Annotated in this window: 12 protein-coding genes; 9 read left to right on the plus strand and 3 right to left on the minus strand. The window is 71.2% G+C overall.

Going from position 1 to position 15788, the window contains the following annotated elements; translation table 11 throughout:
- Window positions 1–140: 140 nt before the first annotated feature.
- From infB to B1H19_RS29145, 6 genes are all read left to right on the plus strand, one after another.
- Complete coding sequence (infB, locus tag B1H19_RS29120; RefSeq protein ID WP_083107692.1) at window positions 141–3251, plus strand: translation initiation factor IF-2; 3111 nt, start codon at window positions 141–143, stop codon at window positions 3249–3251.
- A gap of 211 nt (window positions 3252–3462) precedes the next feature.
- Complete coding sequence (locus B1H19_RS29125; protein ID WP_083107694.1) at window positions 3463–3756, plus strand: DUF503 domain-containing protein; 294 nt, start codon at window positions 3463–3465, stop codon at window positions 3754–3756.
- Between the two features lie 64 nt (window positions 3757–3820).
- Window positions 3821–4285, plus strand: coding sequence for a 30S ribosome-binding factor RbfA (gene rbfA, locus B1H19_RS29130; RefSeq protein WP_083107697.1), 465 nt, complete (start codon window positions 3821–3823; stop codon window positions 4283–4285).
- Complete coding sequence (gene truB, locus B1H19_RS29135) at window positions 4282–5208, plus strand: tRNA pseudouridine(55) synthase TruB (RefSeq protein WP_083107700.1); 927 nt, start codon at window positions 4282–4284, stop codon at window positions 5206–5208. Before rbfA ends, truB begins: the two co-directional genes overlap by 4 nt.
- 443 nt (window positions 5209–5651) lie before the next feature.
- Window positions 5652–6599, plus strand: coding sequence for a bifunctional riboflavin kinase/FAD synthetase (locus B1H19_RS29140; protein WP_083107701.1), 948 nt, complete (start codon window positions 5652–5654; stop codon window positions 6597–6599).
- 47 nt (window positions 6600–6646) lie between these two features.
- Complete coding sequence (locus B1H19_RS29145; RefSeq protein ID WP_083107702.1) at window positions 6647–7234, plus strand: hypothetical protein; 588 nt, start codon at window positions 6647–6649, stop codon at window positions 7232–7234.
- Between the two features lie 104 nt (window positions 7235–7338).
- Here the strand turns inward: B1H19_RS29145 and B1H19_RS29150 are convergent, their stop codons facing one another.
- The 3 genes from B1H19_RS29150 to eccE all read right to left on the minus strand — a co-directional run bounded on the left by B1H19_RS29150 (window position 7339) and on the right by eccE (window position 12386).
- Window positions 7339–9969 carry an SCO5717 family growth-regulating ATPase gene (locus tag B1H19_RS29150; protein WP_083107703.1) on the minus strand — a complete coding sequence of 877 codons (2631 nt, stop codon included), beginning with the start codon at window positions 9967–9969 and terminating at the stop codon, window positions 7339–7341.
- A 351-nt stretch (window positions 9970–10320) separates the two neighbouring features.
- On the minus strand, window positions 10321–11160 hold the full coding sequence (locus B1H19_RS29155; RefSeq protein WP_083107704.1) for a hypothetical protein: 840 nt from the start codon (window positions 11158–11160) through the stop codon (window positions 10321–10323).
- Entirely contained in the window at window positions 11160–12386 is a 1227-nt protein-coding gene (eccE, locus tag B1H19_RS29160) for a type VII secretion protein EccE (protein WP_083107705.1), read from the minus strand. Before eccE ends, B1H19_RS29155 begins: the two co-directional genes overlap by 1 nt.
- Before the next feature lie 348 nt (window positions 12387–12734).
- On the opposite strand from eccE, the gene B1H19_RS29165 reads away from it, so the two are divergent.
- The 3 genes from B1H19_RS29165 (at window position 12735) to B1H19_RS29175 (ending at window position 15520) form a co-directional block, all read left to right on the plus strand.
- Window positions 12735–14405: a type VII secretion protein EccB gene (locus B1H19_RS29165; protein WP_083107706.1), complete on the plus strand. Its 1671-nt coding sequence runs from the start codon at window positions 12735–12737 to the stop codon at window positions 14403–14405.
- 380 nt (window positions 14406–14785) lie between these two features.
- The gene (locus tag B1H19_RS29170; RefSeq protein WP_030066653.1) at window positions 14786–15106 is read left to right on the plus strand and encodes a WXG100 family type VII secretion target; all 321 of its coding nucleotides are present in this window, start codon (window positions 14786–14788) and stop codon (window positions 15104–15106) included.
- Window positions 15107–15226: 120 nt separating this feature from the next.
- Window positions 15227–15520 (plus strand): WXG100 family type VII secretion target, encoded by a 294-nt coding sequence (locus tag B1H19_RS29175; RefSeq protein WP_083107707.1) that lies wholly within the window; start codon window positions 15227–15229, stop codon window positions 15518–15520.
- Window positions 15521–15788: the final 268 nt, after the last annotated feature.

A 15788-nucleotide genomic window follows, 5' to 3' on the forward strand; every position in this document is an offset into this window, starting at 1 on the left:
CAGCGCACGGAAAACCGTGCGGTCAGGTACCTCGCGAGTCGGAAGTAGGTCGAGATTGCGATGAGCACTCGATGAGTACGCGATGAGTACGCCCATGAAGTAGCGACGGTCCGGCGCAACCCGGACCTAAAAGGAGCGAAGTGGCTAAGGTCCGGGTATACGAACTCGCCAAGGAGTTCGGAGTTGAGAGCAAGGTCGTCATGGCCAAGCTCCAAGAACTCGGTGAGTTTGTCCGTTCGGCGTCCTCGACGATCGAGGCGCCGGTTGTTCGCAAGCTGACCGACGCTTTCCAGGCAGGCAGCGGCAGCGGCCGCGCCGCCGGGAAGCCCGCGGCGCCGCGCAAGTCGGCCCCCGCGAAGCCGTCGGCGCCCTCTCCGGCGCAGGCCGGGGGCACCTCCCCTGCCGCCAAGGCATCGGGGGGACGTCCTGCTGCCCCGAAGCCGGGCGCCCCCAAGCCGGGCCCCGCGGCTCCGGCACCGGCCGCCCCCGAGGCGCCCAAGAGCAGCACCCCCTCCGCGGCGCCCACGCCGGGCCCGCGCCCCACGCCGGCCCCCAAGGCGCCGGCGCCCAAGCCCGCTCCGGCCGCCCCCGCGCAGCCCGAGTTCCAGGCTCCGCCGGCCGCGCCCGCGCCCGGCCCCTCCGCCCCGCGTCCGGGCGCCGAACGTCCGGCCCCGCGTCCCGGCGGCCGTCCCGGCCCCGGCCAGGGTGCTCCGGGCCGCGGCGGTGCCCCGCGTCCGGGTGCCGAGCGTCCGGGCCCCCGCCCGGGTGCCCGTCCCTCCGGTCCCCGTCCGGGCAACAACCCCTTCACCTCCGGCGGCTCGACGGGCATGGCCCGTCCGCAGGCCCCCCGTCCCGGCGGCGCCCCGCGTCCCGGTGGCCAGGGCGGCCCCGGCGGCCCGCGTCCGCAGGGCGGCGGCCAGGGCGGCCCCCGTCCCCAGGGCCAGGGCGGCGCGCGTCCGACCCCCGGTGGTATGCCCCGTCCGCAGGGTGCGGCTCCCGGCGGTGCCGGTCCGCGTCCCGGTGGCGGCGGCGGTAACCGTCCGAACCCGGGCATGATGCCGCAGCGTCCGGCTGCCGGCCCGCGTCCGGGCCCCGGTGGCGGCGGCCGTGGTCCCGCGGGTGCCGGCCGTCCCGGTGGCGGCGGCGGTCGTCCGGGCGGTGGCGGCGGCTTCGCCGGCCGTCCCGGTGGCGGCGGCGGTCGTCCGGGTGGCGGCGGCGGCTTCGCCGGTCGTCCCGGTGGCGGTGGCCCCGGCGGCGGTGGCGGCGGCTTCGGCGGTCGTCCCGGCTTCGCCGGCCGTCCCGGCGGTCCCGGTGGCCGTGGTGGCACGCAGGGTGCGTTCGGCCGTCCCGGCGGTCCGGCGCGTCGTGGCCGCAAGTCGAAGCGCCAGAGGCGTCAGGAGTACGAGGCCATGCAGGCCCCGTCGGTCGGCGGCATCATGCTGCCGCGCGGCAACGGTGCGACGGTTCGCCTGTCGCGCGGTGCCTCGCTGACGGACTTCGCGGAGAAGATCAACGCCAACCCGGCGTCGCTGGTCCAGGTCATGCTGAACCTCGGCGAGATGGTCACCGCGACCCAGTCGGTCTCCGACGAGACGCTCCAGCTGCTCGCCGACGAGATGAACTACGTCGTCGAGATCGTCAGCCCGGAGGAGGAGGACCGCGAGCTGCTCGAGTCCTTCGACATCGAGTTCGGCGAGAACGAGGGCGGCGAGGAGATGCTGGTCTCCCGTCCGCCGGTGGTGACCGTCATGGGTCACGTCGACCACGGTAAGACCCGCCTGCTGGACGCGATCCGCAAGACCAACGTGGTCGCGGGCGAGGCCGGCGGCATCACGCAGCACATCGGTGCGTACCAGGTCACGACCCAGGTCAACGACGAAGACCGCGCGATCACCTTCATCGACACCCCCGGTCACGAGGCGTTCACCGCCATGCGTGCCCGTGGTGCCAAGTCGACCGACATCGCGATCCTCGTGGTGGCGGCCAACGACGGTGTCATGCCGCAGACGATCGAGGCGCTGAACCACGCCAAGGCGGCCGATGTGCCGATCGTGGTCGCGGTCAACAAGATCGACGTCGAGGGTGCCGACCCGACCAAGGTCCGCGGTCAGCTGACCGAGTACGGCCTGGTGGCCGAGGAGTACGGCGGCGACACCATGTTCGTCGACATCTCCGCGCGCCAGGGCACCAACATCGAGCAGCTGCTCGAGGCCGTCGTCCTCACCGCGGACGCCGCGCTCGACCTGCGTGCCAACGCGGAGCAGGACGCGCAGGGCATCGCGATCGAGGCTCACCTCGACCGTGGCCGCGGCGCCGTGGCCACCGTCCTGGTCCAGCGCGGCACGCTGCGCGTCGGCGAGACCATGGTCGTCGGCGACGCCTACGGCCGCGTCCGGGCGATGCTCGACGACAAGGGCAACAACGTCGAGGAAGCGGGTCCCTCGACCCCCGTCCTGGTCCTGGGTCTGACCAACGTCCCGGGCGCCGGCGACAACTTCCTGGTGGTCGACGAGGACCGTACGGCCCGTCAGATCGCCGAGAAGCGCGCGGCGCGCGAGCGCAACGCCGCCTTCGCCAAGCGCACCCGCCGGGTGTCCATGGAGGACCTCGACAAGGTGCTCAAGGCCGGCGAGATCCAGCAGCTCAACCTCATCATCAAGGGCGATGCGTCCGGTTCGGTGGAGGCTCTCGAGTCCTCGCTGCTCCAGCTCGATGTGGGCGAGGAGGTCGACATCCGCGTGCTGCACCGCGGCGTGGGTGCGGTCACCGAGTCCGACATCAACCTGGCGACCGGCTCCGACGCGATCGTGATCGGCTTCAACGTGCGCGCCGAGGGGCGTGCCACGCAGCTGGCCGAGCGCGAGGGCGTCGACGTCCGCTACTACTCGGTCATCTACCAGGCGATCGAGGAGATCGAGGCGGCGCTCAAGGGCCTGCTCAAGCCGGAGTACGAGGAGGTCGAGCTCGGTACGGCCGAGATCCGCGAGATCTTCCGCTCGTCCAAGCTCGGCAACATCGCGGGTGTGCTCATCCGCTCCGGCGAGGTCAAGCGCAACACCAAGGCGCGCCTCATCCGCGACGGCAAGGTCATCGCGGAGGACCTCACCATCCAGGGTCTGCGTCGCTTCAAGGACGACGTCACCGAGATTCGCGAAGGTTTCGAGGGCGGTATCAACCTCGGCAACTACAACGACATCAAGGTCGACGACGTCATCGCGACGTACGAGATGCGGGAGAAGCCGCGCGGCTGATGTCGCAGCCCGTGCGTAGCGCGGACCACCCGGGGTGGTGGTCGGGCGACGGGCGGGCGAGCTTCACCGGGGCCGGTCGGCGGGAAATCCGTCGATCGGCCCCGGCCGTTGCGTGTACCGTGCGAAGGACCGACGGATCGGATGATCCGTACGCCCCCGGCCACCGCCGGAGGTGCCCCCAAGGCCCCACGGGTGGCTTTACCCGTCGTGCATGTACGTAGGGACGCTGTCCTTCGACCTGCTTCTCGGCGACGTACGGTCGCTGAAGGAGAAGCGCTCGGTCGTCCGCCCGATCGTCGCCGAGCTGCACCGCAAATTCGCGGTGAGCGTGGCCGAGGTCGGGGACCAGGACCTGTACCGCAGGGCCAGAATCGGCCTGGCGGTGGTGTCCGGGGACGCCGGGCATCTGACGGATGTCATGGACCGCTGCGAGCGCCTGGTCGCCGCACGGCCCGAAGTGGAGCTGCTGTCGGCGCGCCGGCGGCTGCACGGCGACGACGACTGACCCGCAAGGGGCATCGCGCCGCCGGTGGAAGCACAATTGTGGAAGACAAGAAGGAGACGGACCAGTGGCCGACAATGCGCGGGCGAAGAAGCTGGCGGACCTCATCCGGGAGGTGGTCGCCCAGAAGCTCCAGCGCGGCATCAAGGACCCGCGGCTCGGTTCGCACGTGACCATCACGGACACCCGGGTCACCGGCGACCTGCGGGAGGCTACGGTCTTCTACACGGTCTACGGGGACGACGAGGAGCGGGCCAGCGCGGCCGCGGGCCTCGAAAGCGCCAAGGGCATCCTGCGCTCGGCGGTCGGGGCGGCGGCCGGCACCAAGTTCACGCCGACCCTGTCGTTCGTGGCGGACGCCCTGCCGGAGAACGCCCGGACCATCGAGGACCTGCTCGACAAGGCGCGGGCCTCGGACGCCAAGGTGCGCGAGGTCTCCTCGGGCGCCCAGTACGCCGGCGAGGCCGACCCGTACCGCAAGCCGGGCGAAGACGTCGACGAGGCGGACGACGAGGGCCGAGCGGCAGAATGAAGCGTGAGAGCAACAAGCCGGGCGGCCTGATCATCGTCGACAAGCCGGCCGGTTTCACTTCGCACGATGTCGTGGCGAAGATGCGCGGTATGGCCCGCACCCGCCGGGTCGGGCATGCCGGCACGCTCGACCCGATGGCCACGGGCGTCCTCGTCCTCGGCATCGAGCGGGCCACCAAGCTGCTCGGTCATCTGGCGCTGACGGAGAAGGAGTACGTCGGCACGATCCGGCTCGGCCAGACGACGGTGACCGATGACGCGGAGGGCGAGATCACCGCGTCCAAGGCGGCGCACGGCCTCGCCCGGGAGGACATCGACGCGGGGATCGCGGCGCTGTCCGGGGCGATCATGCAGGTGCCGTCGAAGGTCAGCGCCATCAAGATCGACGGTAAGCGGTCCTACTCGCGGGTGCGCGAGGGCGAGGACGTGGAGATCCCGGCCCGGCCGGTGACCGTCTCCTCGTTCGTGCTGTATTCGGTGACCGAGACCGAGGCGGCGGACGGCACCCCGGTGACCGACCTGCTGGTCTCGGTGGAGTGCTCCTCCGGTACGTACATCCGCGCCCTCGCCCGCGACCTGGGCGCCGGGCTCGGCGTCGGCGGCCATCTGACGGCGCTGCGGCGCACCCGGGTGGGCCCGTACAAGCTGGACCGGGCGCGCACCCTCGAACAGCTCCAGGCCGCGGTGGACGACGCCGAGGGCCCGGGGCTGCCGGTCATGCCGATCGGCGAGGCGGCGGCCGCGGCGTTCACCCGCTGGGACGTGGCCGAGCCGCAGGCGCGGCTGCTGATGAACGGTGCCCGGATCCCGATCCCGCGCTTCGAGGCCGAGGGCCCCGTGGCGGCGTTCGGGCCGGACGGCACGTTCCTGGCGCTGGTGGAGAACCAGGGAGGGAAGGCGAAGAGCCTGGCCGTCTTCGGCTGACGCGGGAGACGGCGGGGTGCGGCGGTGGCCGGTTCCGGTGCGCGCAGGCGTACGGGACCGGCCACCGGCCGTTCGCGGGCGCCGCGGGGCCGACGGGTCCCGGGGCCGCCGGGGGAGGTGGTGGACCGCCGGACGGCCGGACGGACGTGGGCGCGGCCCGCGGTCCACCATCCCCCTCGCCTTGACTCTGTCCACCGCGGTGCGATGATTCACTCCTTCGGCGCGGCGCTCGGAGTGAATCACCGCGCGGAAGGGGGCGCTTTTGCCGCCATCTCCTCGGCGGGGCACCGGAGTTGGCGGTCCGTGCGGCGCCCGTCGCGGCCCCGGAGCGCCTGCGGGAGACCCTTCGCGCGAAGCACCTCCCCGGGCATGGCAGTCTTAGACCTGCGCCATGGCGAAATGGCGCTTGGGACGGACAAGGGTTCGGGCGAGGAGCGGGCACAGTGCAGCGCTGGCGTGGCTTGGAGGACATCCCCGAGGGCTGGGGACGCAGCGTCGTCACCATCGGCTCGTACGACGGTGTGCACCGCGGCCACCAATTGATCATCGGCAAGGCCGTCGAGCGCGCTCGTGAGCTGGGCGTTCCCGCGGTGGTCGTCACCTTCGACCCGCACCCGAGCGAGGTGGTGCGCCCCGGCACCCATCCGCCGCTGCTCGCACCGCACCACCGGCGCGCGGAGCTGATGGCGGAGCTGGGCGTGGACGCCGTGCTGATCCTGCCGTTCACCAAGGAGTTCTCGCAGCTGGCGCCGGCCGACTTCGTGGTCAAGGTCCTGGTGGACAAGCTGCACGCCCGGCTCGTCGTCGAGGGCCCCAACTTCCGCTTCGGACACCGGGCGAGCGGCACCGTCGACACCCTCGCCGAGCTCGGCCGGACCTACGACTTCACGGTGGAGATCATCGACCTCTTCGAGCGCGGTACGGCGGGCGGCGGCGAGGCGTTCTCCTCCACCCTGGTCCGCCGGCTGGTCGCCGACGGCGACATGACCGGCGCGCGGGAGGTCCTGGGCCGGCCGCACCGCGTCGAGGGCGTCGTCGTCCGCGGCGCCCAGCGCGGCCGCGAGATGGGCTTCCCCACGGCCAACGTGGAGACCCTGCCGCATACCGCCATCCCGGCCGACGGCGTCTACGCGGGCCTGCTGCACGTCGAGGGCGAGGCGATGCCCGCGGCGATCTCCGTCGGCACCAACCCGCAGTTCGACGGCAAGGTCCGCACCGTCGAGGCCTACGCCATCGACCGCGTCGGCCTGGACCTGTACGGCCTGCACGTCGCCGTCGACTTCCTCGCCTACATCCGTGGCCAGGAGAAGTTCGACACCCTCGACGCGCTGCTGGAGCGGATGGCGATCGATGTGAAGCAGGCGCGGGACCTGATCGCCGCGGCGGACTGACGCGACGCAGCGGGGGACACTCGGGGGAAGACGGTCGGGGGAACAACGTGAGGCTGCCGGAATCGACGCCGCTCGCGACCGTACCGTCGCTGCCCCGCCCCGGACCGGGCGGCCGGGTGCTGGGCGCCGTGCTCTTCGTCCTCGCCCTGGTCGTGTTCGGTCTGGCCTTCTCCCGTATCGCGTATGCCGGCGGGTTCGCCGGGACGCCCGGCACGCTGACGGCGGCGAGCTGCCATGCCCAGCGAGCGGCCGGGAGCGGCCACCCCGCCGGCGGGCCCACCGTGTGCGAGGGCACCTTCCGTTCCGACGACGGCCGCAGCACGGACGAGGTGGCGACGGTCCGGGCGGACGCGACACCGGGCGACCGGATCGCCGTACAGGGGGCGGACGGAGAGTATGTGCGCACCGGCGCGGGCGAAGTGGCCCGCTGGATCGCGCTGTTCTTCTCCGGCTGGCTGGTGGCGGCCTTCGGCGTGCCCTTCGCCGCGACCGGGATGCTGCCGCGGAGCGGTGTCCAGGCGGCCCTGATCAACCGCTCGGTGTCCGGCACGCGGGCCGGGACGGTACGCAACCGGCTCTACCTGGTGGGCCTCGGGGGCGCGGCGGTGAGCCTGCTGGTGACCTGGATGCTGTGACCCCGAACTGGCTGTGGTGACCCGCCCAGTTGTTGTGACCCTGCACACGCGAAGGGCCCCGCACCGGGTGCGGGGCCCTTCGCCTGTCGTTCGCTACGTCCGGCTCACTGCGGAGGCGGCTGCTGGGTCCAGCCGCCGCCGTCCGGCAGGGGAGCGTCCGGTGCCGGCTGTTGCTGCTGCCAGCCCGCCGGGGGCTGGCCGGGCTGCTGCTGCCAGCCGCCCTGCTGCGGGGGGTAACCGGCGGGCGGCTGCGCGGGCTGCCCCTGCTGCTGCGGGTAGCCCTGCTGCGGCTGCTGGCCCTGCTGGCCCTGCTGGCCCTGCTGGCCCTGCTGGCCCTGCTGGGCGTACTGCTGCTGGGCGTACGGGTCGCCGCCCATCTGCTGCTGCGCGTACATGCCCTGCGCCTGCTGCTGGCGTGCGAAGTCCTCGGCCACCAGGGCGGAGAGGTTGAAGTACGCCTCGCGGGTCTTGGGCCGCATCATGTCGAGGTCGACCTCGGCGCCGGCGGCGAGATGCTCGTCGAAGGGGACGACGACCACGCCGCGGCAGCGCGTCTCGAAGTGCGACACGATGTCGTCGATCTTGATCATCTTGCCGGTCTCGCGGACCCCGGAGATGACCGTGATACCGCGCTGCACCAGGTCGGCGTAGCCGTGCGCGGACAGCCAGTCCAGCGTCGTACTGGCGCTGCTCGCACCGTCCACGGACGGGGTGGAGATGATGATCAACTGGTCGGCGAGGTCGAGGACTCCGCGCATCGCGCTGTAGAGCAGGCCGGTGCCCGAGTCGGTGAGGATGATCGGGTACTGCTTGCCCAGGATGTCGATCGCCCGGCGGTAGTCGTCGTCGTTGAAGGTCGTCGAGACGGCCGGGTCGACGTCGTTGGCGAGGATCTCCAGACCCGAGGGGGCCTGCGAGGTGAACCGGCGGATGTCCATGTAGCTGTGCAGATGCGGAATCGCCTGCACCAGGTCACGGATGGTCGCACCGGTCTCGCGGCGCACCCGTCGGCCGAGCGTGCCGGCGTCCGGGTTGGCGTCGATCGCCAGGATCTTGTCCTGCCGCTCGGAGGCCAGGGTGGCGCCCAGCGCGGTGGTGGTCGTCGTCTTGCCGACGCCGCCCTTGAGGCTGATCACCGCGATCCGGTAGCAGGACATCACCGGCGTACGGATCAGCTGGAGCTTCTGCTGCCGCTCCTCCAGCTCCTTCTTCGCGCCCAGCTTGAACTTCGACGGCTGCGCGTTGGCGCCCGGCTTGCGCTTCTTGGGCTGGTTGCGCAGCAGGCGGTCGGAGGTCAGCTCGACGGCGGCGCTGTAGCCGAGCGGTGCGCCCGGGGCGGCCCGCTGCGGCTGCTGCTGGCCGGGCTGCGAGTACTGGGCGTAGTTCGCCGCGGCGTTGGGGTCGACGCCCTGCTGGCCGGGGAACGGCTGGGGCTGCTGCGGCTGTTGCGGCTGCTGGGACTGCTGTGCCTGGGCCTGCTGCTGTGCGTGCTGGGCCTGGGCGGCGGCCTGCTGCTGGGCCTGGGCCTGGGCCTGGGCCTGTGCTTGGGCCTGGGCAGCCTGCTGGGCGGCGGCCTGCTGCTGGTTGTACGCGGGCTGCTGCGGCGGCTGTTGGCCCTGCTGCGGGTAGGGCTGCTGCTGCGGATAGCCGTAAGCGGACTGCTGCTGCGCCGCGTTGGGGTTCTGCGGCGGCTGCTGGGCCTGCTGCTGGGGGTATCCGTAGGCGGGCTGCGGAGCGGGCTGCGGATAGCCGTACGCGGGCTGCTGCTGGGCCTGCTGTGGGTACCCCTGCTGCGGCTGCTGCGGATAGCCGGCCTGGGGCTGCTGCGGCGGCGCTTGCTGCGGTACGGGAGCCTGCTGGGGCTGCGGCTGGCCCTGCTGCGGCGGCAGCGACTGACCGGCCTGGCCCGTCCGCGGGTCCGCGGGCTGGAACTCCGGCGGCAGCGGCGGCAGTTGGCCCTGCTGCGGCTGCTGCTGGCCGTCCGCGGGCCAGGGGGCGCCCTGCTGCGGTACGCCCTGCTGGGGCTGCTGCTGGGCCTGCTGAGGCGGTACGGGGGCCTGCTGCGGGGCGGCCTCCGGCTGCGGCTGGGCCTGCGCGGGGATGCTCGGCTGCGGCTGTGCGGGGGCAGGCTGGGCCGATGCGGCCTGGGCCTCGGCGGGCGCGGGCTGCTCGGGCACCTGCGGCGCGGGAGCGGGCGCCTCGGGGGCGTGGGGCGCGGGCGCGGCCTCCGGCTGCGACGCACCCGCCGCCGGCGCGTCCTGTGCCTGCGGCTCGTCGTCGTCATCGTCGTCCCACAGCGAGGCCGAGGGATCGACACCGGTGCCCGAACGCACCCGGTCCTCGCCGGAGCCGCCGCCGGACGCGGCCGGGGCGGCCTCCGGGGTCTGCGGCGCGGCGGCGGGGGCCGCGTCGGCGGGCTCGTTGGGGCGCAGCGTCGGGAACCCGGGCGGCGCGGCGTCCGCCGGCGGGGTCACGGGCGCCGGCGCACCCTGGGCCGGGCCGCCCTGCGGCGGCACACCGGGCGGGCCCTGCGGCGGCCCGGTGGGCGGCGCCGCCTCGGGCGCGGGTGCGGGCGCAGGAGGCTGCGCGGCGGCGGTACCGGCGCCTCCGCTGGTGTCGTTGCTGGCATACCAGGCCGGAGCGGCGAAATCGATCTTGAATTCGCCGGTCAGGTCGAACTCCTGGTCATCGTCAGGATCGTTCCCGTCCGGACGGAAAGCCTCCTGGTCCCTCACTGTGCCTCCTGGTCTACTGCTGCAACGCACCTGAACGGCAGGACCGGATACAGGCGGATCGATCGGATGAATCGGATGTCGTGGACGTCGGAACACACCACTCGGGGCTGCGCCAACACTGTTTGTCTCCATCCCCGGACCGACTGCCGTCACCGACTGCCGTAGTCATGTGCTTCGGCGCTCCGCGCGCACTGGACACAGCCTAATCAAGAGTCGGCCCATAACGGCAGTCGGTGTCATGTCGTCTTCGAGCCCCGTTGGCACACTTACGGGCGCATCCGAGGATGCGCCCGTGGTGTCGAGCCTCGGGCCGGCCGCGCACCGCATGCGCACGACCGGCCCCGGCCGCGGTCAGTCCATCCGGCGCGGCCCGCCGAGCAGCTGGGTCTCGGCCTCGGTCGGCTGGGTCATGACGAACTGGTGGCCGTCGCGCGAGCACCACAGCATGGCGTTGTCGCTGAGCGTCGGCAGCACCGCGCCCACCTGCTCGGGCAGCCGCATGATGCGCGTCACCACCTCCGCCTCCTCGGGGGAGAGCCGCTGGAGGCCGACCAGGTCGACCCGGGCGAGCATCTGCGGCGAGCGCGGGCCCAGGAACGGCAGCACCGTGAGCACCGACTGCCAGGGGCTGGGCGCGAGCTGATTGCGCGGCGGCCGGGCACCCATGTCCCGGACGACCAGGACGGGGCTGGAGACCGACGGTCCCTGCGGCGCGATCTGGCGCACCTCGTGGATCGACACGCACTGCTGCCCGCCGCCCGCGGCCTGCGCCATCTGCCCCCAGGCCTGCGGCCGCGCGGTCTCCACCGCGACCCGCGCGCCGGTGGCGACCGTGCGCAGCGCCAGCACCTGGGCCATCCACATGCTGCCGATCAGCGCGATCTCCATCGGCGCCGGGCGCAGCATGCTGAGCACCGCGGGCTGGTTCTGCGGATCGATACCGATGATCACGCCGTCGTCGCCGACCGGCAGCGTCAGCGCACCGAGCGACTCGGCCGTCAGCACATGCGCATTGCGCCGCGGCCCGCGCAGCCCGAAGCCGGGACGGGGCTTGGGCCCGGTGGGGCCGGACTGCTCCTCCTCCGGGCGGGGCTGGTGGTTGAGCCGGCGGCCGTTGTCGGAGCCGATGGGGGCGTTGCGCCAGCCGTCGCTCTGGACGGTGACGCGGGACTGGTAGGTGGGAGTGGCCATCAGCGGGTACCTCCGAGGGGAAGCGTGGCCAGCAGGCCGGGCAGCTGCTCGCGGTCGAGCCGTACGAGACCGACCTTCACGGAACCGGAACGGCGCTCCAACTCATTCTGCGCCGCGGTGAGTTCGTTGTCGCTGCGGGTCGACAGCCGGATGTAGCCGGTGATGGCCGGCAGGCGGCCGCTGCCGTGCGTGGCGGTCAGCGAGAAGGTGCTGGCCATCGCGCGGGTGCTGGTCAGCAGCTGGGTGATGGCGGCCAACGGGGCGCCGCCCTGGCCCAGTTGGGGCCACCGGCCGATCCAGTAGGTGGAGTGCCAGCGGTCGTCGCAGCGCATCGCCCGGGTCGTCTCCTGGGTACGGCGGCCGGCCCGGCCGCCGCCGCCCATCGCGCCGTTGGCGGCCCGCGGGCTCACACATACCGCGGTGCCGACCGCGGCCACGACCTCGCGCTCGTTGAGCACCTTGGCGCGTACGTTCCGTGCGGTGAGCCGGCTGACGAGCTGGTCGGCGGCGCGCAGCAGCGAGCGCTGGGCGCCCTCCACGCCGCCGCCGCGGGCCTCGATGGCCTCGGAGCACAGCTCCGGGTCCAGCTTCAGCGCGATCCACGACAGCTGCACGGCGGGCGTCTGCGACTGCGCCTGCAGCGGCGCGTACGAACGGGCCGCGACGGCCTGCTCGGGCAGATGCGGCGCCGGCGCCGGCTGGGTGTACTGCACGAACTGCACCGACTCCAGGTGGATGTCCTCCACGTCCAGCGCGGTGTGCAGCACGTCCAGCGGCAGCATGTGGCTGCCGCGGTGCGGCCGCAGCGGTTCGTCGCGGGCGGTCACCTGCACGATGGCCGTCAGGAACGTGCCGTCGCCGACGAATCCGATGGCGCGCTGGTCGGACTCGGTCGTGTACTCGTAGGTCCGCAGCGCCGGCTCGCACTCCACGACGGGCGCCAGCGCCGGGTCGACGTTCTGCGTGGCGGCGAGCGCCGCGGAGCTGTTCTTGCTGCGGCGCTTCATCGCCCGGACCGTCGTGATCCACTCCGGCAGCGGGATCTTACGCCGCCGTCCGAGCGCGAAGACGACCAGCACCGCCGCGACCACGACGGCCGCGGTCAGGGCGGCGGGGTGGATCGTCCAGCCCACCAGCACCAGCGCCGCGGCGAGTTCGATGATGGCCAGCTGCTGTACGCGGACACCGCCGATAGTGCCGGCCTGCTGGCGCAGCCGCGGAGCCACCGGACCGGTTGCGGAACTCCGGCCCCTATTTCCTCTGTTGCCCGGCGCTGAGTCGTTTTGGCCAGCATTTCCCGCGAATTGCGGTGCAGCGGATCCCTGTTGCTGCTGTTGCCGCCCGTTGCGGCGTCGAGCCCTGGTGGCGCTGGACATCCCCCGGCCTGCTCCTCTACTGGTGATGTGGCCTCTGGGCGTTTCGGCCGCCGCTGAGACTGATGCTTGGACTGGTGCGTCGGAAGGTGGCACCCGTACCGTACGGGTCGATCGACACACGGCATAGTAGAGGGCGCTACGGCGTGAGTGCCGGGGGCGGTTCGATGTGCATCCAACAGGCGGGGAGAGAAAGCAACAATGGCATCACGTCGGGACGAGCTGAATGCGTATTCGTTCGCACGAAAGCGCACGAATGCGGCATTTCTGAAGCCGCTGCCGAACGGTTCGATCGAGAGCGCCCCCAAGCCGCTGAAGGCGGTGGTACCGAGTATCGTGATGGGGGTCCTGATGCTCGTGGGATTCGGGGCCTGCGGCATTATCAAGCCGGTGGCGCCGCAGGGGTGGGACACCGTGGGGTCGAATGTCCTTGTTGGTGATGAATCGACCACCCGTTATGTCGTTCTGAACAGCAAGGACGCCAACGGCAATAAGACGAAGCTGCTGCACCCCGTCCTGAACCTCGCCTCGGCCAAACTCCTTCTCGACCCGAAGAAGTTCCAGGTCCTCAAGATCCAGGAATCCGAGCTCGACGGAAAGCTGGCGCACGGCCCGGCCATCGGCATTCCCTACGCCCCCGACCGGCTGCCCAGCCCCTCCTCCGTCGACAAGCCGAAGACCTGGGCGGTGTGCGACCGCCCCGGCACCGAGGAGAACGGCAAGACGGAGCAGGCCGTTTTCGTCCTCGACGGCAAGGACAAGCAGGTCCTCGACGACACCCGCAAGGGCAAGGTCGACTACAACCACGCGCTGTACGTGGAGGATCCGGACGGGCAGCGCTGGCTGGTGGACCAGCGTGGTTTCGCGTTCCAGATGATCGCTGACGCGATCCAGGGGGCGAAGGAGCAGAAGGCCGGCATCAAGCACATCGACACCGAGGCGGACCGGTCCCTGCGGCAGATCATTTTCGGCTCCCAGGCCGAACCGCAGAAGGTCACCGCGGAGTTCATGAGCACGTTGGTCAAGAGCCCGCTCCCGATCGGCATGCCGGTCATCGCTGGTGCCGGCAAGCCGGCGCCAGCTGCGGTGACGGAGGGCCTCCCGGCGGATGCGCACAAGATCGGTTCGATCCTCCGGGCCAGTGACGGCCAGAAGTACGTGGTCCAGTTCGACGGAGTCTGGAAGGTCAGCAACTTCATTGCCAACATCCTGGAGCAGGGCAAGAACGCGGCCGTGGTGAACCCCGGCACGGGCAAGGCCCTGGACCCGGTGTCCGTCTCCACCGGCAGCATCAAGGACCCCAAGCAGGACGAGACCAACCACGTGGCGAACTACCTGGACAAGATCGGCGACCTTCCCAACCCGTGGCCCACCGAAGCGGTCACCGCGGCGAACGACTTCGCGCACGCCGATCAGACCGGCGGTCTGGGTGCCCCCACCAAGAACGGCGTCTCTTGCAGCGTCTACAAGGGCACCTCCACCAAGTACCCGGGCATCGACAAGCTCGGCTACCCCAACGGCATCCCGGACATGGGCACCTGGGTCGGCAAGGACTACCCGGCCAAGATCGCCCCCGGCGCCACCTCGTACGTCACTCCGGGCAGCGGCCTGCTCTACCGGCAGGTGGACACCGCCGACGACAAGTCCGGAAGCCTCTTCCTGGTCACCGACACCGGCCTGCGCTACTCGATCCCGAGCAACAACGACTCCTCCAGCAAGGCCGGCAGTGACAAGCAGGACGTCGACCAGGCCCAGGTCCACCTCGGCTACGGCGACGCGCACCCGCCGTTCCTCCTGTCGGCGTGGTCCAAGCTGCTCAACGCGGGCCCCCAGCTGAACACCCACGACGCGAGCCAGCCGCAGCAGTCCTGACGGCGACGGCCGGCGGGGCCGCATCCGGAACCGTTCGCGGTACGGATGCGGCCCCGCCGCCGTATTGCCCTCGCCATTGCGCTCGTCTTCGTATTGCTTGCGCTCTTCGCTTTTGCTATTCGCTCCGCGATGCGCTACGGATCGACGGGCGATCCGGCGTAATTCGTGACCAATTCCGCCGCTTCTGTCCGATTCCGCTGAACGCCTTTCTCCCGACGCGTAGTTGACGATGTTGTGATCCCGTCACAAGTCACCACCCCCTGTTGGGAACAACCCAGAAGAGTGGGTAATGTGGCAGGAGGCGTCAGCAGGAGATGCCAGCCGCGTACACGCCTCGGCATCACGCGGACAACGTACAAGTCTCATGGGGGACGTTGACTATGGCTGGTCAGTTCACAACGACCGAGGAGGAGATGCATGCCTTCGCCGGCAAGATCGCCTCGGTCAACCAGGCAATTCAGGGTGAGCTCTCGCGTCTGAACTCGGTCGTCGACCAGATCACCTCGGGCTGGAAGGGCCAGGCGGCCTCCTCGTACCACCAGCTGCAGTCCCAGGTGAACGAGGACGGCAACCGGATCAACCAGCTTCTGGGCGAGATCAAGGAAGCGATCGACTCGACCACGAAGAACTACGCCGCCTCCGAAGAGGAGCAGCAGCAGTCGATGTCGCACGTCACCGCCCAGGCTTCGCCGTTCGGATGATGGGGCCGCGCCGCTGACCGTGGCGCAACGGCCAAGCCGTCGCAGTCAGACCAGCCGCTTCCGGGCTGGTCGCTGCGGCAAGTGAATCGACCAGACATCATCAACTCCTGAGGAGACACCATGTCCGGCCAGATCCTCGTTAATTTTGCGACGATCCAGCAGGCAAGCTCTGACGTCCGTCAGACGGCTAACAACATCCGCCAGCAGCTCGACGACCTCGAGGCTGGCGTCAAGAAGATCGCCGCGAGCTGGGAAGGCTCGGCGCAGGAGGGCTACCAGGCCCGCCAGCGCGAGTGGGACCAGCGCGCCGCCTCTCTGCACTCGACGCTCGAGGCCATCGCCAAGGCGCTGGACACCGCCGCTCAGAACTACCAGAGCACCGAGCACAAGAACGCCGGTATCTGGGCGAGCTGACCTCGCATCACGCGAGTACGGACGGCAACCGGCTGAGCAGCCCTCGAAGGCTCGCACACTGGTGATTGAGGGCGAGCGCGCTGCACGTGCGCTCGCCCTTCTGCCGTCCACCTGCGTGCCCGGTCGACTCCCGCCCCATACCTCCCGTTCCCCACTTCTCCACCACAGCCTCACCCCTTCTCCACCTCACAGCTTCCTCCCCCCACAAGATTCAAACCCCTCGCCCCGCGCCCCTCACCCCCTCCGCCCTCATCACATCCGCCACATC

This window comes from Streptomyces gilvosporeus (genome assembly GCF_002082195.1).
GTDB lineage: Bacteria > Actinomycetota > Actinomycetes > Streptomycetales > Streptomycetaceae > Streptomyces > Streptomyces gilvosporeus.

Coding starts and splice junctions, on each gene's coding strand:
- truB (WP_083107700.1), top strand. CDS start 4,282: ATGAAGCGTGAGAGCAACAAGCCGGGCGGCCTGATCATCGTCGACAAG.
- B1H19_RS29165 (WP_083107706.1), top strand. CDS start 12,735: ATGGCATCACGTCGGGACGAGCTGAATGCGTATTCGTTCGCACGAAAG.
- B1H19_RS29125 (WP_083107694.1), top strand. CDS start 3,463: ATGTACGTAGGGACGCTGTCCTTCGACCTGCTTCTCGGCGACGTACGG.
- B1H19_RS29170 (WP_030066653.1), top strand. CDS start 14,786: ATGGCTGGTCAGTTCACAACGACCGAGGAGGAGATGCATGCCTTCGCC.
- B1H19_RS29175 (WP_083107707.1), top strand. CDS start 15,227: ATGTCCGGCCAGATCCTCGTTAATTTTGCGACGATCCAGCAGGCAAGC.
- B1H19_RS29155 (WP_083107704.1), bottom strand. CDS start 11,160: ATGGCCACTCCCACCTACCAGTCCCGCGTCACCGTCCAGAGCGACGGC.